The 21,606-nt window shown below is 58.5% G+C and carries 18 protein-coding genes, 7 tRNA genes and 1 other annotated feature; of the genes, 13 read left to right on the forward strand and 12 right to left on the reverse strand.

Features of this window, described 5'->3' with window-relative positions; genetic code table 11:
* Window positions 1–70: 70 nt before the first annotated feature.
* Complete coding sequence (locus tag AB6Q56_RS04525; protein WP_434517130.1) at window positions 71–2,044, forward strand: ABC transporter ATP-binding protein; 1,974 nt, start codon at window positions 71–73, stop codon at window positions 2,042–2,044.
* A gap of 1 nt (window position 2,045) precedes the next feature.
* Here the strand turns inward: AB6Q56_RS04525 and AB6Q56_RS04530 are convergent, their stop codons facing one another.
* From AB6Q56_RS04530 to gltX, 8 genes are all read right to left on the reverse strand, one after another.
* Entirely contained in the window at window positions 2,046–3,575 is a 1,530-nt protein-coding gene (locus tag AB6Q56_RS04530; protein ID WP_434515943.1) for a transglycosylase SLT domain-containing protein, read from the reverse strand.
* Window positions 3,576–3,701: 126 nt separating this feature from the next.
* Window positions 3,702–3,778: transfer RNA gene (locus tag AB6Q56_RS04535), tRNA-Asp, on the reverse strand.
* Between the two features lie 28 nt (window positions 3,779–3,806).
* A tRNA-Glu gene (locus tag AB6Q56_RS04540) sits at window positions 3,807–3,882 on the reverse strand.
* A 34-nt stretch (window positions 3,883–3,916) separates the two neighbouring features.
* Window positions 3,917–3,992: transfer RNA gene (locus tag AB6Q56_RS04545), tRNA-Ala, on the reverse strand.
* Between the two features lie 70 nt (window positions 3,993–4,062).
* Window positions 4,063–4,139 (reverse strand) — tRNA-Asp (locus AB6Q56_RS04550).
* 28 nt (window positions 4,140–4,167) lie between these two features.
* Window positions 4,168–4,243: transfer RNA gene (locus AB6Q56_RS04555), tRNA-Glu, on the reverse strand.
* A gap of 23 nt (window positions 4,244–4,266) precedes the next feature.
* A tRNA-Ala gene (locus AB6Q56_RS04560) sits at window positions 4,267–4,342 on the reverse strand.
* Window positions 4,343–4,406: 64 nt separating this feature from the next.
* On the reverse strand, window positions 4,407–5,801 hold the full coding sequence (gltX, locus tag AB6Q56_RS04565) for a glutamate--tRNA ligase (protein WP_434515944.1): 1,395 nt from the start codon (window positions 5,799–5,801) through the stop codon (window positions 4,407–4,409).
* A gap of 94 nt (window positions 5,802–5,895) precedes the next feature.
* Between gltX and AB6Q56_RS04570 the strand changes: the two genes are divergently transcribed.
* A tRNA-Val gene (locus tag AB6Q56_RS04570) sits at window positions 5,896–5,970 on the forward strand.
* 219 nt (window positions 5,971–6,189) lie between these two features.
* Here the strand turns inward: AB6Q56_RS04570 and AB6Q56_RS04575 are convergent.
* The 3 genes from AB6Q56_RS04575 to AB6Q56_RS04585 are packed head-to-tail and all read right to left on the reverse strand — an operon-like array spanning window position 6,190 to window position 11,173.
* Complete coding sequence (locus tag AB6Q56_RS04575; RefSeq protein WP_434515945.1) at window positions 6,190–7,464, reverse strand: TniQ family protein; 1,275 nt, start codon at window positions 7,462–7,464, stop codon at window positions 6,190–6,192.
* A complete protein-coding gene (locus AB6Q56_RS04580; protein ID WP_434514422.1) occupies window positions 7,464–8,486 on the reverse strand; it encodes an ATP-binding protein in 1,023 nt (340 codons plus the stop codon). The genes AB6Q56_RS04575 and AB6Q56_RS04580 overlap by 1 nt, the downstream gene beginning before the upstream one ends.
* 14 nt (window positions 8,487–8,500) lie before the next feature.
* Window positions 8,501–11,173, reverse strand: coding sequence for a Mu transposase C-terminal domain-containing protein (locus AB6Q56_RS04585; protein WP_434515946.1), 2,673 nt, complete (start codon window positions 11,171–11,173; stop codon window positions 8,501–8,503).
* A gap of 100 nt (window positions 11,174–11,273) precedes the next feature.
* Between AB6Q56_RS04585 and AB6Q56_RS04590 the strand changes: the two genes are divergently transcribed.
* From AB6Q56_RS04590 to AB6Q56_RS04640, 11 genes are all read left to right on the forward strand, one after another.
* The gene (locus AB6Q56_RS04590) at window positions 11,274–11,615 is read left to right on the forward strand and encodes a DUF6471 domain-containing protein (protein WP_434515947.1); all 342 of its coding nucleotides are present in this window, start codon (window positions 11,274–11,276) and stop codon (window positions 11,613–11,615) included.
* A gap of 403 nt (window positions 11,616–12,018) precedes the next feature.
* Window positions 12,019–13,557 carry a type I restriction-modification system subunit M gene (locus AB6Q56_RS04595; protein ID WP_434515948.1) on the forward strand — a complete coding sequence of 513 codons (1,539 nt, stop codon included), beginning with the start codon at window positions 12,019–12,021 and terminating at the stop codon, window positions 13,555–13,557.
* 170 nt (window positions 13,558–13,727) lie between these two features.
* On the forward strand, window positions 13,728–14,366 hold the full coding sequence (locus tag AB6Q56_RS04600) for a restriction endonuclease subunit S (protein ID WP_434515949.1): 639 nt from the start codon (window positions 13,728–13,730) through the stop codon (window positions 14,364–14,366).
* Window positions 14,367–14,490: 124 nt separating this feature from the next.
* Window positions 14,491–14,820 carry a transposase gene (locus tag AB6Q56_RS04605; protein WP_434517123.1) on the forward strand — a complete coding sequence of 110 codons (330 nt, stop codon included), beginning with the start codon at window positions 14,491–14,493 and terminating at the stop codon, window positions 14,818–14,820.
* Window positions 14,817–15,164, forward strand: coding sequence for an IS66 family insertion sequence element accessory protein TnpB (gene tnpB, locus AB6Q56_RS04610; protein WP_434513754.1), 348 nt, complete (start codon window positions 14,817–14,819; stop codon window positions 15,162–15,164). The genes AB6Q56_RS04605 and tnpB overlap by 4 nt, the downstream gene beginning before the upstream one ends.
* Window positions 15,165–15,216: 52 nt before the next feature.
* On the forward strand, window positions 15,217–15,426 hold the full coding sequence (locus AB6Q56_RS04615; RefSeq protein WP_434515950.1) for a hypothetical protein: 210 nt from the start codon (window positions 15,217–15,219) through the stop codon (window positions 15,424–15,426).
* 108 nt (window positions 15,427–15,534) lie between these two features.
* The gene (gene istA / locus AB6Q56_RS04620; protein WP_434517118.1) at window positions 15,535–17,031 is read left to right on the forward strand and encodes an IS21 family transposase; all 1,497 of its coding nucleotides are present in this window, start codon (window positions 15,535–15,537) and stop codon (window positions 17,029–17,031) included.
* Window positions 17,021–17,821, forward strand: a complete 801-nt coding sequence (gene istB / locus AB6Q56_RS04625) for an IS21-like element helper ATPase IstB (protein WP_434517117.1) — start codon at window positions 17,021–17,023, stop codon at window positions 17,819–17,821. Before istA ends, istB begins: the two co-directional genes overlap by 11 nt.
* Window positions 17,822–17,935: 114 nt before the next feature.
* Window positions 17,936–19,453 (forward strand): type I restriction-modification enzyme R subunit C-terminal domain-containing protein, encoded by a 1,518-nt coding sequence (locus AB6Q56_RS04630; protein WP_434515951.1) that lies wholly within the window; start codon window positions 17,936–17,938, stop codon window positions 19,451–19,453.
* Window positions 19,454–19,480: 27 nt separating this feature from the next.
* The gene (locus AB6Q56_RS04635; protein WP_434515952.1) at window positions 19,481–19,675 is read left to right on the forward strand and encodes a hypothetical protein; all 195 of its coding nucleotides are present in this window, start codon (window positions 19,481–19,483) and stop codon (window positions 19,673–19,675) included.
* Window positions 19,676–19,786: 111 nt separating this feature from the next.
* Entirely contained in the window at window positions 19,787–20,317 is a 531-nt protein-coding gene (locus tag AB6Q56_RS04640) for a hypothetical protein (RefSeq protein ID WP_434515953.1), read from the forward strand.
* A gap of 31 nt (window positions 20,318–20,348) precedes the next feature.
* Here AB6Q56_RS04640 and AB6Q56_RS04645 read toward each other — a convergent pair.
* A protein-coding gene (locus tag AB6Q56_RS04645) for an IS3 family transposase (RefSeq protein ID WP_434517128.1) occupies window positions 20,349–21,580 on the reverse strand; the annotation gives its coding sequence in 2 pieces (ribosomal slippage) (window positions 20,349–21,292 and window positions 21,292–21,580; 1,233 coding nt in all).
* Window positions 21,186–21,302, reverse strand: a sequence feature (AL1L pseudoknot). (Overlaps the previous gene by 117 nt.)
* Window positions 21,581–21,606: the final 26 nt, after the last annotated feature.

Genomic DNA, 21,606 nt, shown 5'->3' on the forward strand with positions numbered 1-21,606 from the left:
GTCGTCGCTTCGTGCCGGCCATCCCGCCCAGGCGCACCGGCCGCCGCGTCCAGCTGAGGTTTCAAGGATGATGCTGAAGGTCGACAATCTCCGTCTCGGCTTCATGGCCGGCAAAAAAACGCTGGCCGCCGTCGACGGCATCTCCTTCACTATCGCCAAGGGCGAGACCTTTGCCCTGCTCGGCGAATCGGGTTGCGGCAAGTCGGTCACCGCGCAGGGCATCATGCGCCTGTTGCCGGCCAACGGGCGGGTGCTTGGCGGCAGCGTGGTTATGGAGGGCGAGAGCCTGCTGGCCTTGCCGGAAGCCGATATGCGTACCTGGCGCGGTGGCCGGATGGCGATGATCTTCCAGGAGCCGGCGACCAGCCTCAATCCGGTGCTCACGGTCGGCCAGCAGATCGGCGAGGTGCTGGAACGCCACCTCGGCCTGACCGGTGCGGCAGCTACCGAGCGCATGGTCGAGTTGCTGCGCCAGGTCGGTATCGCCGACCCGGAACGTCGGCTCAGCGAATACCCCTTCCAGTTTTCGGGCGGCATGAAGCAGCGGGTGATGATCGCCATCGCGCTGGCCGGCGAACCCGAACTCCTGATTGCCGACGAGCCGACCACGGCGCTCGATGTCACCGTCCAGGCGCAGATTCTCGACCTGCTGGTCCGCCTGCAGGCTGAGCGTGGCATGGCCATCCTGCTCATTACCCACGACCTGGGCGTCGTTGCCCGCATGGCGCACCGTGTCGGCGTCATGTATGCCGGCGAACTGGTCGAGGTGGCCAGCCGCGAGGCTTTTTTCGGCGAGCCGCGCCACCCCTATACCCAGGCGCTGTTCAAGGCTTTGCCGGATATATCGCGACGCGGCCAGCGTCTGACCACGATTCCCGGCCAGGTTCCTTCGCTGGCCGCCATGCCTGCCGGCTGTCGGTTCGCCGCGCGTTGCCAGCACGCCATGCCACTCTGCCGCGAGCAGTCGCCGGCCTGGCGCGACGAGCAGGCACATGTCGTCCGCTGTCACTGGCTGGAGGTGGCCGCGGATGTGGCGGATGGTGGCCATGAAATAAGCGACCTCTCCGTCCCGGGCGGCAGGGAGTTTCTGCAGATCGACGACCTTAAGGTCCATTTTCCGATTCGCAAGGGTCTCCTGCAGCGGACGGTCGGCCATGTCAAGGCGGTCGATGGTGTCTCGCTGGGCATTGCGCCGGGGCGGACCTTGGCGCTGGTCGGCGAGTCGGGCTGCGGCAAGACAACGGTGGGCAAGGCGCTGTTGCAGCTGATTTCCCCGGCCGGGGGTTCTGTTCGCCTCGGCGGTCAGCAACTGGTTGGGCTGAAAGGAGGGCGCCTGCGCGCGGCGCGTCGCCACATGCAGATGATCTTCCAGGACCCATTTGCCTCGCTCAATCCCCGGTTGCGGGTCGGCGAGATCATTGCCGAGGGGATGGATGCCTTGGGAGTCGTTGGTGACGTGCGCGCCCGACGCGAAGCCATGGGGGCGCTGCTTGCCCAGGTCGGGCTGCCGGAAGATGCCATTGATCGCTACCCGCATGAATTTTCCGGCGGCCAACGCCAGCGTATCGCCGTGGCGCGGGCGTTGGCCGTGCAGCCAGGCCTGCTGATCTGCGACGAGCCAACCTCGGCGCTTGATGTGTCGGTCCAGGCACAGATCCTCAACCTCCTCAGAAAACTCCAGTCGGAACTTGGTGTGGCCTACCTGTTCATCACTCACAACTTCGCGGTGGTGGAGTACCTGGCGCACGATATCGCGGTGATGTACCTCGGCCGGATCGTCGAGCGAGGGCGGGCCGAAGAGGTGTTGCGTACGCCGCGACATCCTTACACCCAGGCCTTGTTGTCGGCCGTTCCGGTGCCTCGCCTGGAGGGAGCGACGGCGGTTATTCGCCTGCCCGGTGAAACACCATCGCCGGCCAATCCGCCGAGCGGTTGTCATTTCCACCCGCGCTGCCCGCATGCCTGGGACGTCTGTCGCAGCCGCTATCCGGAGACGGTTGAGGTGACGGCAACGCACAGCACGCGTTGCCACTTGCTGGCCTGAATTACTGGCGGGATTTCCCCGTCGGTTTGGCGCTCTTGCTCGGGGAGCTTGCCGGTTTGGCGGTTGCGGGCTTGCCCTGTGCTGCCTTCGGTTGAGGCTTTCCGGAAGGTGCCGAGGCCTTGTTGGTGCCGGCCTTTGAAATTGTCTTATCGCCTTTTGCCGGCCCCACCTTGCTGGTCTTGTCGCTTTTGGCAGGTACATGTTCGTCACGCGTCACGCACGCCTTGGCGCCTTTTTTCGCCGGCTTTCCGCAGGTGCGGGCTGTTCGTTCGGGGGCGATGATGTGTTGCGGTGCTGCGGCATTGAGTAGTGAGGTCAGTCCCGAAGTGTTGCCGCTCCCGGGAACGAGCAGGGTCGAGCCGGCACCCAGTCGCACCTTTTCGGAGAGACCGTTGACGCGGGCCAGTTCGGCGGCACTGGTGTCGAAACGGGCGGCAATCTGGTCCAGGCGTTCCGCCGTGGTGACCGTGTAGGCCTGCCATTGCGTCAGCGGCACCTTGCTGGCGTGCAGGTTGCTGCGGAAGGTGTCGACTTTGTCGGCAGGAATCACCACTGGCGTGTCCGGCTTGATGATCGGCCGGTTGTGCGACGGGTTCAGGCGCTGGAATTCCTCCATCGACATGTTAGCCAGTCGTGCTGCCGTCTTGACGTCGATCGGCTGCGGGCTTTCCAGGGTGGCGAAGTACGGTTCGTTCGGAATGAAGGGTAGGCCGAGGCGGGCAATCAGGCCTGGGTTGCCGAAAATGTTCTTCAGCGCCTGCAGCTTAGGAACATAGTGCCGCGTCTCGTTCGGCATGTTCAGGCTGGGATAGTCAGTTGGCAGTCCGCGCGCTTCGTTCTTGACGATGGCGCGCTTGACGGCGCCTTCGCCCCAGTTGTACGAGGCCAGCGCCAGATGCCAGTCACCGTGCATGTCGTAGATGGTCTGCAGGTAATCGAGCGCGGCATTGGTTGAGGCAACGATGTCGCGGCGCTCGTCACGCCACCAGTTCTGTTCGAGATTAAAGCGCTTGCCGGTGGCTGGGATGAACTGCCACAGGCCCGAGGCATGGGCGCGTGAGTAGGCATTGGGGTTGAATGAACTTTCGACCATCGGCAGCAGAGCCAGCTCAGTCGGCATGCCGCGCGCCTCCAATTCCTCGACGATGTGGTGGAGGTAGGGGCGGCTACGCTCGACCATGCGGCGCAGGGCATCCGGGCGGTTCTGGTACCACTGTTGATAGTGCAGAACCAGGTCGTCGTTGAGATCGGTCATCGCAAAGCCGTTGCGAATCCGGTCCCATAGATTGTTTTCGCGCGCCGTCAGGTCGATGCTGACCGGGAGCGCCGGCGCTCCCTGAATCTCGTGTACCGTCAGCGAATCGTCGGTGCTTCTGGTCGGTTGCTCGGAGGGTGAGGGGATTTTCAGTGACGGGAAGATCGACAGATCACCCAGTTGGGCCAGGGTTGGGGTGGCCAGCAGGCTGAATACGATGGCCGACAGTGTCTTGCGAATCTTGAGCAGAGGCGATGAATTGTTGCTGTGCTGCATGTGGGACGTGCCTGGCTCGCGCAATTTCAGGAGGGCATGATTATACCGCGTCGCTCGGAGCAGCCTTTCGAGAGATGCTATAAAAATGGGCATAAAAAAACCAGCCGAAGCTGGTTTTTTTATGACTGGCGGAGTGGACGGGACTCGAACCCGCGACCCCCGGCGTGACAGGCCGGTATTCTAACCGACTGAACTACCACTCCGCGCTTTAACCTTCTACTGCCAAATTCTTGGCGTCCCCATGGGGATTCGAACCCCAGTTACCGCCGTGAAAGGGCGGTGTCCTAGGCCTCTAGACGATGGGGACCCGGACAAAACTGCATTTTTGTAGTTTGGTCGCTTGGTGGAGGTAAGCGGGATCGAACCGCTGACCTCTTGCATGCCATGCAAGCGCTCTCCCAGCTGAGCTATACCCCCACGAGGAGACAGCCAAACTACGTTTTGGTCTGATGACCCGGAAAGCAGGTTTCCCTGCAATCCGTAAAACTGGCGGAGTGGACGGGACTCGAACCCGCGACCCCCGGCGTGACAGGCCGGTATTCTAACCGACTGAACTACCACTCCGCACTTTAACCTTCTACTGCCAAATTCTTGGCGTCCCCATGGGGATTCGAACCCCAGTTACCGCCGTGAAAGGGCGGTGTCCTAGGCCTCTAGACGATGGGGACCCGGACTTTTTCTTTCGCGCTTTTGGTGGAGGTAAGCGGGATCGAACCGCTGACCTCTTGCATGCCATGCAAGCGCTCTCCCAGCTGAGCTATACCCCCGCCGCGAAAGAAGGCCGCATTATAGGGAGCTCATTGGTCCTTGTAAAGGGCTTTTCGCGATTTTTTAACGATAAGCTGAAAGCAACGTCAAAACTTTCTCGCGACCGATCAGGCTGATCACGGCATCGACCGAAGGCGTCTGCGCCTGGCCGGTCAGAAGGACACGCAGCGGCATGGCTAGCTTCGGTATCTTGAGGCCATGCCGGGTGACACATTCCTTGATCAAGGCGTTGATGGCTGGCGCTTCCCAGGCGATGCCGGCAATGCCGGCGGCGAAGTCGGCCAGCGCCGGGCGCGCTTCGTCGGAGAGATGCTGGGCCAGCAGGTCAGCGTTCGGTTTCACAGGTACATAGAAGACCTCGACAGCGTCGGCCAGTACGTTCAGCGTATTGCAGCGGTCGACGTAGAGGGCAACTGCTTTTTCCAGGCAGGGGCCGGTATCGGTGTTCACGCCGCGGGCAGCGAGACGCGGCTGGACCTTGGTAGCCAGTTCGGCGGCCGGCAGCTGTTTCATGTAGTGCTGGTTCAGCCAGAGCAGCTTTTCAGTATTGAATTGAGCAGCGGAGGCGGTGATGTGGTCGAGGTCGAACCATTCGACGAACTGCTGGCGCGAGAAGACTTCGTCGTCGCCGTGCGACCAGCCGAGGCGGGCAAGGTAATTGATGAGCGCTTCCTTGAGGAAGCCATCCTCGTCGTACTGCATCACGGAGACGGCACCGTGGCGCTTGGACAGCTTGGCGCCGTCGTCGCCGAGGATCATCGAGAGGTGGGCGTAGGTCGGTACCTCCGCGCCCAGGGCCTTGAGGATGTTGATCTGGCGCGGCGTGTTGTTCACATGGTCGTCGCCGCGGATGACGTGGGTGATCCCCATGTCCCAGTCGTCGACGCAGACGCAGAAATTGTAGGTCGGCGTGCCGTCGGCGCGGGCGATGATCAGGTCGTCGAGTTCGTCGTTGCTGATCTCGATGCGGCCCTTCACGGCATCGTCCCAGGCCACTGCACCACCCTTCGGGTTGCGGAAGCGGACGACCGGGTCGATACCAGCAGGCGGGGGCGGCAGGGTTTTGCCGTCTTCCGGGCGCCAGCGGCCATCGTAACGCGGCTTGATCTTCTGGGCTTCCTGCTCGGCACGCAGGGCGTCGAGCTCTTCCTTGCTGGTGTAGCAATAGTAGGCGTGGCCCTTGGTCAGCATTTCTTGAATCACCGCCTTGTAGCGGTCCATGCGCTGCATCTGGTAGTACGGACCGTCGTCGTGTGTCAGCTCCAGCCAGGCCATGCCGTCGAGAATGGCTTGCACGGCTTCGGGAGTCGAGCGGGCGACATCGGTATCTTCGATGCGCAGCACGAAGGTGCCGCCATGGCGACGAGCGTAGGCCCAGGAGAAAAGTGCGGTGCGGGCACCGCCGATGTGCAGGTAGCCGGTGGGGCTGGGGGCGAAACGGGTGCGAACGGGTTTCATGGAATCCAGAATCAAGTGAGGCAAAAAACGGTATTTTAGCTGACCGGCGTTTGACCCGTATGGCCGATTGTGGTTAAATGCGCGGCTCTTGTGCGGGCGGTTAGCTCAGCGGTAGAGCACTGCCTTCACACGGCAGGGGTCACTGGTTCGATCCCAGTACCGCCCACCACGAAAGTGGACCGCACAGGAAAACAAATGTGCCGTAAAGCATAAAGTGGCCACCAGGCCAGTAAATGCTTTATTTCACGATAGGACACATTTTGGTTTATCGGGTTTCCCGATGTAGAGTCGAAAGTTTTGCTTCGTTTTGCTTCGATTTCTACAAAATCAAGATGCAAAAAAACGGAACCAATTTGGTTCCGTTTTGCTTTTGAACTGCCGAATTTGTTTAGTCGTTCGCCGCGATGGCTTTGGCTACTTGCCGGTAGGTATGGCGAATGGTCTTCAAGTCGCCATCCAGCTGCAGCCAGACCTCCCGAGCACTAATGCCTTCGTATCCGGCATCCAGTCGCTCTCGAATCAGCTCACCTACTTCGGCCTGTAGACGGGCTTCCTTAGCTTCCTTCAGGGCTGCTTGGTGACGACGATAACGGTCTGCAATGGCTCGAGCTTCGGTATTGGCTCGCAGATAAAGCAGCTTGTGTTCAACACCGGTACGCTGGCACGCTTCTGCCAAGGTAATCGGCACCTCCTCTGCCAGTATCCCGTGCAATTGTTGGCGAATAGCCTCCCAATCTAATTCACGAGACTGAATTCCCTTGCGCGGTGACATGGAAAGTTGCATCGCAAACTGCACCGGTTCGGTTGGCAATTTCCAGTTTGCGAGCTCGCCGGCGTAGAGCTTTTCTAGGCTAATTCCACCATGAAGCGCAATGCTGAGCCAGGCCGGTAGCGTCGGCAGTCCGCCTTTCCGGAGCCAATACCAAACGCCGCTTTTGGAGAGGTTGAGCTCCTGAGCAAAGGCCGCCGCATTGCCGTCGGCCATTTTTTCGATGATGGTTTCAAGCAGTTTGGTAACGCCGTCGGTGGCAATTCGCGGTGGTGTGGCCAGCATCTGCCCTACTTGCCGGGCACTCCAGAGCGCTTGTGGCGTGGCCGCTTCTGTTTCGGCATCCCCCAAAAATCCGCCGCACGAAGTGCAATAGCCCACAACCACAGTGGTGGCGCGATTGCGCACATTCGATTTGACACAATGCGGGCACTCAGAACGCAGCCCAACCTTGTGGCGAAGGCAGGCGGTTACCGGCGCAAAATCCCAGCTGAGGCGCAGATATGGCGATTGCTGTTGTGCCCGGTCTTCAGTCAGGCAGCAGGGACACCAGCGGTCAGAGGCCGGGGGCAAACCCGGATTGGAAATCAGATGGCGCCATGGCACCAAGGTGAGATGGTCCAGGTTGGCAATGCCGGTCAGCTCCGCCAGCCATACTGCCCACTGTTCTGTTTCAGTGGACATCCCGCCGAACGAGCGGCGGAACCACTTGAAATCGTCAGGAATCGGCTGCTCGTAATGTTCAAGCGTCCAGGCCGCCAGGTTACGCGCAGTCATTCCGTGTGAGTGAGCCAGGCGGCAGAAGTAGCTGGTCAGGCTTTCGACTTCAGTCGTGCCTTGCCCCATCGGCACTAGGGCATGGAGAGTCGTACGGGGATTGTTCATGGTACTCATCAGGCAGCTTTGGGGGTACGGACGGTATCCATGGACAGTGAATTACGGTGTAGGCCGGGAGCAATCCGCTCCTCCCCCTCAAGGACTTCACGTGTAATCTGGGTAACTTGTGCATCGGTCAGCAATGCGGTGCACAAAGCGTCCTCGGACCAACCTTTGCTGGCTACGAGGCGGTCTAGGCGCATCAAAACCGCACGCAGGGTGCCGATACAGCCCAGCGTGGTTTGATGAAATGCCTCGGCGTAGCGCACCAAGTCGAGGTTTTGCAGTGCCGGCATGCCTTTGGCCAATTGCTTGAGGCAACCGTTGAAGCAGCGGACGTCGACATCCTGGTCGTGGCGATAGCGGCTGAAATGAACCACGTGAGCCCGCCGTGCCAATTGACCGCTCAGGCTCATCAGGTCGAACAGGTCGTAGGAGCCAAGCAGAACCCATTGCACGCCATATTCGTTGGAGAGGGACTTTAGCGTATCCAGCTGCTGGGCCAGCCGCGCAGGCGGGCATTGATTGATGATGTGGGCCGCCTCGTCGACGACGATAAAACGGGTTCCCCGATTGCGCAGCGAGCGCTCCACGGCCGTACGCAGGCCGGACAGGCGGTTGGTATTGTTGCCGCGCGGGCGCACGACCTTACCGGTTTCGGGGTCGACGCCATATGCAGTGCGTGGCGCGTCCAATTCGCCCTCCAGTTCATGCAGGATGCGCTGGTAGAACAAACGCCAGGAGAACTCCTTTTCTCCAGATGCAGGTGCTTCGACGCGGATGGCCGGCATGAATCCCGGATTGGTGGCCATCTCCCCTGCTTGTAGTTTCAGTTCTTCTGTGACCAGAAAATGACCCAGCGTACTTTTACCGACGCCGGTCGGACCACAGACAAGAATCAGGTCCGCACTGGAGCCGGCGGTCAGCATCAGTTGGCATTCCTCGATGGTGCAGGCAATCCGAGGATGGCGGATGCGGGCGCCCAGCGTCGGGGTGTTGGCGGTTGAGGTCGGATGGGTGTTTTGAGTAGTCGTGTTCATGGCGTGATGCAAAATTAGAAAGTCTCGAATTCCAGGTCGTCCGGTTGCTCAGGGTGGCAAACAGATGACGGGAGCGGTGTATAGCTCCCTCGTGGTTCGATGTCGGTAACGGTCGCAGAAGTCTGATGGCGGAGCTGCGGTTGATACGTCGGGGGCGTGATGGCGCCCAGGCCGATGTGCTCGTAGAGCTCGCGGTTCTCCTGTTGGCGCTCGAAGGCCAACTTGGCGGCCCCCGCCGGCGTGAAGATGCGCAGAAATTCCTTGAGCCTCTGGGGTGACGGTTCTTCGTCATCCGCCAGGGGCAAACGGCCGCACAGTTCGTCCGCAATGAGCTCACGCTCCTTTTCTGTCATCTGGCCGTGACCGACCAGGGCCTTGCACTGGGCGGCAAACCAGCGCTTGTTAATCTGGACATAAACGGTCGACGCATCCCAGGGGTCATAGCGCACAGGGACGTATTTGCCGTGCAGCTTCGGGTCGCGCAGTTCCGGGCACCAATAGTGGAAATGGTTGTGAACCTTGATGCCCCGCTGCCGGTCGACTTTCCGCTCTCCGCGGCGACCTACCGTTGGGCAAGTCAGGATGAGGAAGTCACGGGTCAGCGTAACAATCCGGTGGGAGCGCTGACCAGCATTGAGCAAACTGCGCTCACAGGCCTCACGTGGTGTCATGCCCAAGGCTGAATGGATTTCCGTGTCGTAATACTCGAACGCCCAGTATTCCAAGCCGTAATACAGATACTCGAGACACCATTCGGCGAGTCGGGACGGCAGAAATTTGCCTGTGGTCTGGCGAACCTTCTTGGTAGCCTTGGTGTTCCCGGCCAGGTTGTGCACATACTCGGTGTGCGCATGCCCGAAGATTCGCTCCATCACCGCACCATGGCGAGGACGACCAGCAGGCCGATAGCGCACATGGATACGCATCAACTCGGCAAAGCGGGCGAAATCCTGGCTGCGGAAATCGGCGCCGTTGTCGACCACGATAAACTGTGGCAACCGGCGATTGCGTCGAACAATGTCGCGCAAAAGCATCATGTTCGAACGATACGATGGCGGGTCAAAGCTCAGGTACATGCCGACGATGCGGCGGGTATAGGCATCAATCGCCAGCGACAGCCAAGGACGGCCCAGGCATTTGCCGGTTTTGAGCGAAATCAGCTCAATGTCCAGTTCTGTATGGTCCATATGCACGTACTGCAAGAATCTGGAACCGTGCGCCGGCGTGTCGGCATACAGAATATGGACAAACTCCCCGTTTTGATAGGCGACGCGATTGCCATGGCGAGCCTTGTCTGCGGTTTGCTGTGACAGCCCCTTAATGCGGGCAATCAGCGTCGGATACGACGGTGACTCAATTCCTCGTTCTGCACACAAAACCTTGAGCTGAAGATGCGTGTGCTTAGCATTGCGGGCGGCGCTGGTGAGATAGTGTTCCCGGATGACGTCTTGCATTGCCACTTCTTGGGCCTCGTCGAGGCGTGGAATGCGGTTGCCCCGATGGCGCAAGCGTGGAACCAGTGCAACCAGTTCGTCGGTCCCTGTCAGTTTGGCTATGGCCAGGGCCTTCAAGTGACGACGCTGTGAGCGGTTCGGATTGGTGACGTTTGCCAAACCATTCATCCGGCTCAGCGCAATTTTGAGTTCCTCCTCCGTGAAATCAGAGAGGCGGATGGGTTCAGACTGCTCTTTGCCGCTGGCTGCCAGGTCTAGGTTCAAGGCCAGGCGCTCGAGGGTATCCAATGCAATTTCGACGCTGTTGCCATCGTCGGATTGCAACACTGCTTTGCTTTCCCCAACCATCACGATGGTATAGGTCTGTTGGTCATAGAGCACACGTGCGCCGATACGGATGTCAACCACGCCGGGAATGGCTTGGGGAACAGGGCGTAAACGTGCGTGCTCAAATTCCCGTACGGCCGTGTCACGGAAAACCCGACAACGGTGCGGGTCTTCAAGCGGTGCGACGTCGATGTCAGAAACCAGGAGTCCGTCTGCAATCAGTTTAAAGACATCGTCCGAGCTGCAATTGAGTTTCTCGTACAGTTCGGCGAGATAAAGGACCGCATCCTCGGCCAGGGCGGCATGAATACTTTGTGCGACATTGACTGGACACGGCGGTGCTGCCGGGTGAAGGTAATCCTCAAGGTGCAGGATGTTTTCGGTACGGCGTTGTGGAATATCGCGCTCGGTTCGGAGGCGATAGCCAATTCCGCGCTCGGCGAGCCAACGCTCGATGAGTGGAGCCACCCAGTGGCCATCAGGGGCGAGTTCGTAGCGCCACGGGTAGCGAGCGGCTAAGCGCTCCAATTTACTCCAAGGCTTGCGTTCCTCAAGCGCGACTGAACGCTCGCCAATGACAAGGAAGTCCGGTGTATGGTCGATTTGGTGGATTTCGCCATCGGCATCGATAACCTCGAACTTCAGTCGGCAAGGCTGCGGGTAGTATTCGAGTACGTCCTGCTCGTATTCAAAGCTGACAGCCGCCGGGAACTCGAAATGCAGGCTTTCGGTTTCCACCGTCCGCTGCATTTTTTGGCTCTGGTAGGGGGTAATGACATTGCCACCCCCCTTCGAACTGACCTGGCGTACCGGGGCATATTTGACCGCATCGAGGACCAGCCGTCGGCCTTCAATAGGAAGCCCAAGGCGGTCAAGCAGTTGCAGCCGCTGGGAATTCTCAAGCATTTACTGTTACCTCAAGGTGGTTGGGGCTGAGGTATAGGTAGCTTGAGGTGACGTGTGACAAAATTGACTTTAATTGGTCATCCACGTAACCCAGCAAGTCATGCCGTTGAAAATGAGTATTGGTAAAGGGCGCCCGCTCTCGCTTGATGCCAAGGCCGGCGACGTAAAACCCCAGTCCCAAGTAATGGACGAATGGGGTTTCAAGGCTGAGCTGCTGATTAAGCGGGGAATGCAGCAGCGTGCATGGGGCTACCGGGAGTTGGCCGAAGCCCTGAATGCGGTGGGCATCAGAGGGAATGGGCCGACCGTCAACCGGCGCATCAATCGCGGCAATTTCAATGCAGGATTTTTGCTGGTCTGCCTGTCGGTCTTGGGGAATGGTGCGGACGTTGTTGAAGCGACCAAGCTGGTTCCAGCTTCTGGCAGCAAGTCCACCGTTTAGCTGGCTAAAATGCCTAGCAAAAAACCCGGAGAAGCTTGTGCAGCAATAGTTTTGAAGCGTTTTACTGTGCTTCGGCGCTGATTTTTTACAGCTCTCCATCTCCAAGCCCCCATTTTGTGGTCCGTTCACAAAATGGCGCCTTGGAGACCATGCTCTCCATCAACAGGCTTAAAACGTATACTCGGTCGGCCTATGCCGTGGGTCCACGATATAACAACAATTTGAGAAATGGAATGTGATAACACCTCGTTTCATATGGCAAAAATTCGACATCACCGTCGCTTTTTAATGTGCTCGAGATGAATATGGAATTGTCCGCATCCGGTCACTCGGATAGCATTGCTTAGATGTGTTGTGCCCCTCATGGTGGCCGATATAACGATAAGAACTAGGAAACACCGACATGCTTACTGGCGAACTTCGCAGCCAAATCGATTCAATCTGGAACGCCTTCTGGTCGGGTGGCATATCCAACCCGCTGGAGGTGATGGAGCAAATTACCTATCTGCTGTTCATCCGCCGGCTGGATGACGCCCACACCCTTGAGGAGAGCAAGGCCATGCTCCTCAAGAAGCCGATGACCAACCGGGTATTCCCGGAAGGCAAGGACGCCAAGGACCGCGACTACAACGACCTGCGCTGGTCACGTTTCAAGAACTTTGCCCCGGCGGAGATGTTCGATACGGTCAGCGAACATGTTTTTCCGTTCATCAAGAGTATGGGCAGTGATGGCTCCACCTATAGCCACCACATGAAGGATGCCCGGTTCACCATCCCTACGGCGGCGCTGCTGTCCAAAGTGGTCGATATGCTCGACCACGTGCCGATGGAAGACCGGGACACCAAGGGCGACCTCTACGAATACATGCTGGGCAAAATTGCCAGCGCCGGCCAGAACGGCCAGTTCCGTACTCCCCGGCACATCATCAAGCTGATGGTCGAACTGACCGCGCCCAACGCCAAGGACGTCATCTGCGACCCGGCCAGCGGCACCTGTGGCTTCCTGGTTGCCGCCGGGGAATACCTGCGCGACAAGCACCCCGAAATCTTCAACGACGCCACAGCCCGGGCGCATTTCCACGCCGGCATGTTCCACGGCTACGACTTTGACAACACCATGCTGCGCATTGGCAGCATGAACATGGCGCTGCACGGCGTCGAGAATCCGGACATCCGCTACAAGGACTCGCTGGCGCAGGACCATGCCGGTGACGAAGAAAAATACTCGCTCATCCTCGCCAATCCGCCATTCGCTGGCTCGCTGGACTACGAGAACACCGCCAAGGACCTGCTGGCGCTGGTCAAAACGAAGAAGACCGAACTGCTCTTCCTTGCCCTGTTCCTGCGGCTGCTCAAACCCGGAGGCCGCGCCGCCGTCATCGTGCCGGATGGCGTGTTGTTTGGTTCCTCCAAGGCGCACAAGGAACTGCGCCGGATGATTGTCGAGGAGCAGAAGCTGGATGCGGTCATCTCGCTGCCGTCCGGTTGCTTCAAACCCTATGCTGGCGTGTCGACGGCGATTCTGATTTTCACGAAAACCAATTCTGGCGGCACTGACCACGTCTGGTTCTACGACATGAGGGCAGATGGTTGGAGCCTCGACGACAAGCGTCAGCCGCTGCTCCCGGAAGATAAGCTCGGTGTTGCACCACCGTATAACCTGACCGAAGCTGAGCACGCCAAGAACAACCTGCCGGATGTGTTGGCCCGTTGGCCGCAACGCGATGCTGGCGAGCGGCAGCGTTCACGCACCGAGCAAAGTTTCAGTGTTCCCAAAGCCGACATCGCCTCCCAAGGCTACGACCTCTCCATCAACCGCTACAAGGAAGTGGTGCATGCTGCGGTCGACCATCTGCCACCGAAGGAAATCCTCGCTAAGCTGGCGAAACTGGAAGAGGAAATTCATATCGGGATGAAGGCGCTTGAGGGGATGCTGAAGTGAGCCGATGGCCCCGAGTCCCTTTGGGGGCGATTTCCGAATCTATTGATTACGGTGTTACCGCATCAGCCTCAGAACAACCTTCAGGCCCCAGGTTCTTGCGCATAACTGATATTCAAGACAACAGCGTTAATTGGGGGACTGTTCCTTGGTGTTCATGCTCTGAACGTGAAATGGAAAACTCACGACTCCAATCTGGGGATATTGTTTTCGCACGAACAGGTGCAACGACTGGCAAAAGCTTTTTGATTGGTGAATGCCCAACTGATACCGTTTTTGCCTCTTACTTGATTCGCGTCAGACCAAAAGAAAGCGTCGAGCCCAAGTTTATTGCACACTTTTTCCAGACATCGGATTACTGGGGGCAAATCACTAAAGGTGCTCGTGGCGCGGCTCAGCCCGGGGTTAACGCAACAACGCTAAAAGCTCTGGAAATTCCGCTTCCTCCACTCCACGAGCAACGCCGTATCGCCGCCATCCTCGACCAAGCTGACGCACTCAGAGCCAAGCGCCGGGAAGCCTTGGCGCAACTCGACAGCCTCACGCAGTCGATTTTCGTTGAGTTGTTTGGGGACCCGGTAGCTAACCCGAAGGGATGGGTTGTTCAGCCTTTACTCGAGCTTTCCGAACGAGTGCAGATTGGTCCTTTTGGGAGCCAACTACACGAAGAGGACTATATCGACGACGGCATTCCGCTGGTAAATCCTACGCACATTAAGGACGGCGAGATATATCCAGATTGGACACTGACTGTTCCGGAGTCGAAGTACCAACGTAAGCGTCCTTTCATGGCCGTCTGGCGAATAGTTTGAAACAGAGAGAAAGTGGTGCCCGCCAAACAAAGTAGCGGGGATCATTTTGGAGACAGCAGAGGTTGTTAGCGGCGGACGGCGTGGCCGGCCGAATTATCCGCTTGAATTCAAGCGCCGATTGGCCGTGGAAGCTTGCGAGCCCGGGGTGTCGGTGGCGAAGCTAGCGCTGCGGTACGGGCTGAACACGAACATGGTGTTCAAGTGGCGGCGGCAATATCGGGCGGGGCAGTTCGAGATACAGGGCGACTCCAAGGCCGTTGGGATACAGCCTCAGCCCCTGTTCCTGCCCGTAATTGCAGAACCGGCGGGCGACACAAAGGCCACCAAGGCGACGATCACCGCGGCGGCGGGATATATCGAGATCGTCCGGGGCCAGACCAGCGTTCGTGTGTGTGGCGATGTCACGGCCTCGGCACTGCATCTGGTACTGGATTGCCTGGCGTCCAGGGAATGATCGGACTGCCGGTAGGAACGCAGATCTGGCTGGCGGCCGGCGTGACTGATATGCGCCGTGGCTTTGATGGACTGGCTGCCATTGCCCAGGAGCAATTGGCGGCAGACCCATTCAGCGGTCACGTCTTCGTGTTTCGTGGCCGGCGCGGCGACCTCGTCAAACTGCTCTGGTGGGATGGCGATGGTCTGTGCCTGTTTGCCAAGCGGCTCGAACGCGGGCGCTTCATCTGGCCGAATGCCACCGATGGGCGAGTTCATCTGAGCAAAGCCCAACTTGCCATGCTCCTGGAAGGGATCGACTGGCGGCGTCCTGCGCGTACCTGGCAGCCCGAGCGGGCGGCGTAAAGCCGGCCTGCGGGGGCTGTTCACTGCCCCTGAATTCCCGTAGACTTCGGTCATGCCCAAGCCAGACCAATCCTCTACCAGCCAGGCTTCCTGCGAAGTCGATAAGCTGCGCCAGCAGGTTGAAAGGCTGCTTGAGGAGAACGCCCGTCTGAAGCTGCTCGTCGCCAAGTATCGTCGCCTGCACTTTGGCCAGAAATCGGAAACGCTGGCGCAATTGGGGCAACTCGATCTTGGGCTGGCGTTCGAGCCACTGCCGTGTTGACGCTCGTTGAAAACTGACCAGAAAAGTGGGGGTGTGCGCGCTGAAAATTGACCAGGGTGATTAACTCGTCCGCTCATTTTTTGAGCAGGATTTTAGGAGATGATCACCATGAAGGATCTGGGAAGGATTCGGCGGTTGTTTTATCGGGATGGCCTATCGCTGTCCGAGATTTCGCGGAAGACGGGGTATAGCCGGAACACCGTCAAACGTTGGTTACGGACACCGGAAGGGGCGGAGCCGAAGTACGAACGGCAGAACCCGAACATCAAGATTGCCCCGTATGCGGCGCGCCTGATCAAGGCACTGGAGGCGGATGCCCGCCGTCCGAAACGGGATCGGCGCACAGCACTGAAACTGTTTGGCGAATTGCAGGCCGCCGGATTCACCGGTACCTACTGCCGGGTCACCGAATTCATCCGGCGCTGGCGGGCCGATGGCGGTGCAGCCGTCAGTAAAGCCTTCGTTCCGCTCCACTTCGAGTTGGGCGAAGCCTTCCAGTTCGACTGGAGCGAAGAGCATCTGGTCATTGGCGGGGTCTGGCGCAAGATTCTCGCCTCACATCTGAAACTCTGCGCCAGTCGGGCCTTTGTCGTTCAAGCCTATCCGACGCAAGGTCACGAGATGCTGTTCGATGCCCATACCCGCTCGTTTGCGGCGCTGGGTGGCATTCCCCGGCGCGGCATCTACGACAATATGAAGACGGCCGTGGATAAGGTGCAGAAAGGCAAATCCCGCATCGTCAATTCGCGCTTCTCGGCGATGGCCTCCCACTACCTGTTTGATCCGGATTTCTGCAATGTCGCCAGCGGCTGGGAGAAAGGCGTCGTCGAGAAGAACGTCCAGGATAGTCGGCTCCGTCTCTGGCAGGATGCCGGCAAGGAGCGATTCAGTTCATTCACCGAACTGAACGTCTGGCTGCTCGAGCGCTGCCGGGGGCTGTGGCAGGAATTGCGTCATCCCGAGTACGCTGACCTGACAGTGGCCGAGATGCTCGAACACGAACAACCGAGCCTGATGCCGATGGTCGCATCCTTCGATGGCTACGTCGAAACCTTGGGCAAGGTATCGAGCACCTGCCTGGTGACGCTGGATCGCAACCGCTACTCGGTACCGTGCGAACTGGTGGGCCAAGCCGTCAGCCTGCGTCTTTATCCGGAACGGATCGACATTGTGGCGCACGATACTCGGGTGGCCAGTCATCCCCGCAACTTCAGTCGGCAGCAAACCCTCTACGACTGGCAGCACTACATCCCGCTGATCGAACGCAAGCCAGGGGCCTTGAGAAATGGCGCGCCGTTTGCCGACATGCCGGAGCCATTGCAACGATTACGCAGCTTGCTCCTGCGCCGGGAAGGTGGTGATCGGGTGATGGCCAAAGTGCTATCGGCAATTTCGCAGTTTGATCTGGAAGCGGTGCTGGTTGCCGTCGATCTGGTGCTGGAGTCCGGCCTACCCAGTGCCGAGCACATCGAGAACATGCTCAACCGCCTGAAGTCGGGTCCCATGCCGCCACCGGTGGAAACGCCACTCACCCTCAGCGAAGTACCGATTGCCGATACCGGCCGCTATGACCGCTTGCGTACCGAGGTGACTGATCATGCGTGAGCTGATGAGCGAGTTCAAGGAACTGCGTTTGCACGGCATGGCCGGTGCCTGGGAGGAGCTGACAGCCAACGGTAGCAGCCGTGTCGAAGCCTCACGTTGGCTGATCGAACATCTACTGCAAGCCGAGCATACTGATCGAGTGATGCGTTCGATTGGCTATCAGATGCATGCGGCCCGCTTCCCGGTACATCGTGATCTGGCCGGATTCGACTTCGAACAATCGAAGGTGGATCAGAAGCTGATCCGGCAACTGGCCGACCTCTCCTTTGCCGAGGAAGCCCAGAACGTCGTGTTCATTGGTGGCACGGGCACTGGCAAGACCCACCTCGCGACGGCGCTGGGTGTCTCGGGCATTACCCATCACAGCAAGCGGGTGCGTTTCTTCTCGACGGTTGATCTGGTCAATGCGCTGGAACAGGAGAAGGCTGCTGGCAAAGCCGGGCGGATTGCCTTGGGGCTGCTGCGCATGGATCTGGTCATCCTCGATGAGTTGGGCTATTTGCCGTTCAGTCAGGCCGGTGGCGCCTTGCTGTTCCACTTGCTGTCGAAACTCTACGAGCACACCAGTGTGATGATCACGACCAATCTGACCTTCGCCGAATGGCCGAGCGTCTTTGGCGATGCCAAGATGACCACTGCCTTGCTCGACCGGCTGACGCATCACTGCCATATCGTCGAGACCGGGAATGAGTCGTTTCGCTTCCGGCACAGCACGGCAACGGCCAAGTCGAGGATCAAGGCGCGGGAGCAGAGCAAGCGGGGAAATCCACCCGAAGCAGATCCGTTCTGATCGAGGCCGCGTTGGGAAATCCGTTCCGGACTCCGTCCTCCACGGCTTTCCCAACGCATTCGTCGTGGCTCGGAAATCAGTTGTTCTGAGCTACACTTATCCACAAGCCCACCTATGTCAGGTGGCTATCACACCTGGTCAAAATTCAACGCGCACAGGTGGTCAAATTTAAACGCGCGCCGACACTACAAGACCGAGTACGCCCAAAGCCTCATCGACGACTTCTCGGCCAAGGACAAGATGCCGCATATCGCCATCTCGGTGGATATGCTGGATACCGGTATCGACGTACCGGAAGTGGTCAATCTGGTGTTCTTCAAGATTGTCCGCTCCAAGACCAAGTTCTGGCAGATGGTGGGACGTGGCACCCGCCTGTGTAAGGACTTGTTCGGCCCCGGCGAGGACAAGCAGAATTTCTTCATTTTCGACTTCTGCCAGAATCTGGAGTTTTTCAGCCAGAACCCGAAGGGCTCGGAGGGTAATGCCGCCGAGTCGTTGAGCACCCGACTGTTCAAGGCGCGTTTGCAAATCATTGCCGAGCTGGATAACAAACTGAACGCTGGACCAAAGGTCGGAGAGAACCCGCCGCCTCCATACGGTGGCTATCTGACCGACGAGCAGCTACGTGCAGAAGTGGCCGCGCTACTGCACCAGAACGTGGCAGCCATGAACGTCGATAACTTCGTCGTTCGTCCACAGCGCAAGTATGTCGACAAGTTTGCCCAAGGAGACGCCTGGCAGAACCTGGGGTCGGACGCATTGCATGAGCTGACTACCCATGTTGCCGACCTCCCCACGGAACTCACTGACGAGGATGAAGAAGCCAAGCGCTTCGACATGCTAGTGCTACGCACCCAGTTGGCCATCCTGCAAGCCAAGCCGGATTTCGCGAGCCTGAAGGAGAAGATTCAGGCAATTGCCAGCGCGCTAGAGGAGCAGGCGGCCATTCCGGCCATCAAGGCGGAGATGGTTTTCATCCAGGCAGTAGCCAGCGACGATTGGTGGGAGGATGTGACAGTTCCCATGCTGGAAACCGCCCGTCGCAAGCTGCGTGCTTTGGTGAAGCTCATCCCTAAGGGGCAGAAGAAGATTGTCTACACCAACTTTGAGGACGAGATTAGCGATGGCACCACTATCGACTTGCCTCAAGTGACCGCCGGCTTGAACATGGCCAAATTCAAGGACAAGGCCCGAGCCTTCCTGAAGGCGCACGAATCGCATATCTCGCTCCAGCGCCTGCGCCGAAACCAGCCGCTGACGGCGAGCGACCTTATTGAGCTCGAAAAAATGCTCATCGAAGCTGGCGGTTCAAGCGAACTCATCGGCGAAGCCAAAGAGAAGAGCCACGGCCTTGGTCTATTCATCCGTTCTTTGGTTGGCCTTGACCACGAGGCGGCCATGCAGGCATTCAGCGAATTCATCAATGGAACGACAGCAACGCCAAACCAGATTGAGTTCATCAACCTGGTTGTTCAGGAGCTGACTCAGAGCGGCGTGATGGAGCCCGACCGGCTATTCGAGCAACCGTTCACCAATCTTCACTCGGCGGGGCCTATGGGCATCTTTCCGCAAGCGACGGTCTTGCAGATTGTGCAGGTTCTGGAGGGGATTCGTGAGCGGGCGGTCGCATAAATTCACTATGCGGAGATGGCCAGAACAGTGAGTGAAATGAACTTGGATAGTCAAGAAATTGACGCAGCTACCATCAAGCGCGTGTTTTTCCCGCATGCAGTTCCAGAGGTGAGGCTGTTCTTGAAAATGGGCAACTGCGCGCTGAACTCGATGTGTACGGTACACGCCTCTACGGCCGGTACCGTGATGAACTACGCCACCTCCTCGACCCCACCGATGTGATGTGCGAGGACTACCGCTCCGAGACTTTCCGCGAGCTCAAGAACAAAAAATGCGTGAATTCAGCGAATACCGTACCAGGCAGCTGGTGCTGGAGGCGAGGGACAGACTGAAATGTCGATGAAAAGTGACTCTCCCCAGCAAGCAGTGTTGAAGGATTCTTTGACTGCTACACAGCCTGCCATATCAGCGCCAGCCTATCTTCATCATCTGAAGCAGTGTGACCACTTGACACTGTGGGATGGCACGAAGTGCGAGGTTTGGGAACTCGATGTACCTGCTGATGCGGCGTGCCTTAGTGAGTGGGCGAGCTGCTTCCGTCAGACCTACTGTCCTGATAGTGACATCGACATCCTGCGCGAAGGAACCGGAAAGTCACGTGCAGAGTATCTCTTGGACCTTGTCTTTCCGGATAAGAGTGCAGCACCGGGGCCGGCTATTCGAGCGGGTGACTTTGCAGAGTTACTGGTCTCGGACTTCGTGGAGTACATACTTGGATATTGGGTACCGCGCGGCAAGTACGCAGAGAAAGGTAGCCGAGATGAATCCGTTAAGGGGGTGGACATCATTGGTTTTAAGTGCGCCAATGCCGACCAGCCGATGCCAACCGATGAAATGCTGACCTTTGAGGCGAAAGCGCAGTGAATCGCCCCGGGTTTCGTAGAGGCTCCGAGGTTTAAGTGCAGGCGGTCGTTGCCTGCACAAGGGATTGTGAATAGTACCGTTCCTCCGCCTCGGCGGGCGGGATGTTTCCGATGGGCTCGAGGAGTCGAGTGTGATTGAACCAAGTCACCCAAGTCAGGGTGGCCAGCTCCAGGGACTCGATGGTTTTCCAGGGGCCCCGGTGATAAACCAATTCGGCTTTGTAGAGGCCGTTGATGGTTTCAGCCAGGGCATTATCGTAAGAGTCGCCTTTGCTGCCGACAGAGGGCTCGATGCCTGCTTCGGCCAGCCGCTCGGTGTAGCGGATGGAAACGTACTGGCTTCCCCTGTCTGAGTGATGAATCAGTGCCCCGTCACGCTTGGGCTGTCGGTCATACAGCGCCTGCTCAAGCGCATCGAGGACAAAATCGGTACGCATTGACCTGCTGACACGCCAGCCGACGATACGACGAGCGAAGACATCAATCACAAAGGCGACATAGACAAATCCCTGCCAAGTAGAGACATACGTAAAATCAGAGACCCACAGTTGGTTCGGGCGCTCGGCCTTGAACTGGCGATTCACCCGATCCAGCGGGCAAGGCGTACGGGTGTCGCTGAAGGTCGTTTGCATGATCTTGCCGCGCCTGACGCCTTCCAGGCCAAGATGCTTCATCAGCCGTTCGACCGTGCAACGCGCCACGGGCGTTCCCTCACGGAGCAATTGCCGCCAAACCTTGCGGACACCATAGACTTGGAAATTGGCCTGCCAAACCCGTTGAATCTGAGGAATCAGCAATTCATCCCGTTGCGCCCTGGCGCTCCGCAGGGAAGGATTGCGTTGCCGGGCAGCGTGACGCCAATAGCCAGACGGGGCAACCTGCAATAGCTTGCAGAGCGGCTCGACCCCATATGTCTCCCGGTGCCGGTCAATAAATGTCCTCACTTCTTCTTGAGGCGGTCGAGCTCCGCCTGCGCGAAAAACGCACTGGCTAGCCGCAGAATTTCGTTGGCCTGACGGAGCTCCTTGTTCTCCCGCTCCAAGGCTTTCATACGCTCACGCTCATCGGTGGTTATCCCATCGCGCCGGCCCGTATCCACTTCATGTCGCTTGACCCAGTCATGCAACGTCTGGGCTGCGCAACCAATCTTCGGGGCTATCGATTCAATGGCTGCCCATTGCGACGGATGTTCTTTGCGGGCTTCTTGTACCAGCCTCACCGCACGTTCTCTGACTTCAGGGGAATATCTGTTTGATTTGCTCATCATGGCTCCATTCTCTCAGGTAATGG

It is taken from the genome of Dechloromonas sp. ARDL1, from assembly GCF_051122455.1.
Classification (GTDB): domain Bacteria; phylum Pseudomonadota; class Gammaproteobacteria; order Burkholderiales; family Rhodocyclaceae; genus Azonexus.

Bases quoted from the DNA above. Each gene is read 5' to 3' on its own strand.
- AB6Q56_RS04525 (WP_434517130.1), top strand. From the start codon at position 71: ATGCTGAAGGTCGACAATCTCCGTCTCGGCTTCATGGCCGGCAAAAAA.
- AB6Q56_RS04530 (WP_434515943.1), bottom strand. From the start codon at position 3,575: ATGCAGCACAGCAACAATTCATCGCCTCTGCTCAAGATTCGCAAGACA.
- gltX (WP_434515944.1), bottom strand. From the start codon at position 5,801: ATGAAACCCGTTCGCACCCGTTTCGCCCCCAGCCCCACCGGCTACCTG.
- AB6Q56_RS04575 (WP_434515945.1), bottom strand. From the start codon at position 7,464: ATGAGTACCATGAACAATCCCCGTACGACTCTCCATGCCCTAGTGCCG.
- AB6Q56_RS04580 (WP_434514422.1), bottom strand. From the start codon at position 8,486: ATGAACACGACTACTCAAAACACCCATCCGACCTCAACCGCCAACACC.
- AB6Q56_RS04585 (WP_434515946.1), bottom strand. From the start codon at position 11,173: ATGCTTGAGAATTCCCAGCGGCTGCAACTGCTTGACCGCCTTGGGCTT.
- AB6Q56_RS04590 (WP_434515947.1), top strand. From the start codon at position 11,274: ATGCCGTTGAAAATGAGTATTGGTAAAGGGCGCCCGCTCTCGCTTGAT.
- AB6Q56_RS04595 (WP_434515948.1), top strand. From the start codon at position 12,019: ATGCTTACTGGCGAACTTCGCAGCCAAATCGATTCAATCTGGAACGCC.
- AB6Q56_RS04600 (WP_434515949.1), top strand. From the start codon at position 13,728: ATGGAAAACTCACGACTCCAATCTGGGGATATTGTTTTCGCACGAACA.
- tnpB (WP_434513754.1), top strand. From the start codon at position 14,817: ATGATCGGACTGCCGGTAGGAACGCAGATCTGGCTGGCGGCCGGCGTG.
- AB6Q56_RS04615 (WP_434515950.1), top strand. From the start codon at position 15,217: ATGCCCAAGCCAGACCAATCCTCTACCAGCCAGGCTTCCTGCGAAGTC.
- istA (WP_434517118.1), top strand. From the start codon at position 15,535: ATGAAGGATCTGGGAAGGATTCGGCGGTTGTTTTATCGGGATGGCCTA.
- AB6Q56_RS04630 (WP_434515951.1), top strand. From the start codon at position 17,936: ATGTCAGGTGGCTATCACACCTGGTCAAAATTCAACGCGCACAGGTGG.
- AB6Q56_RS04640 (WP_434515953.1), top strand. From the start codon at position 19,787: ATGTCGATGAAAAGTGACTCTCCCCAGCAAGCAGTGTTGAAGGATTCT.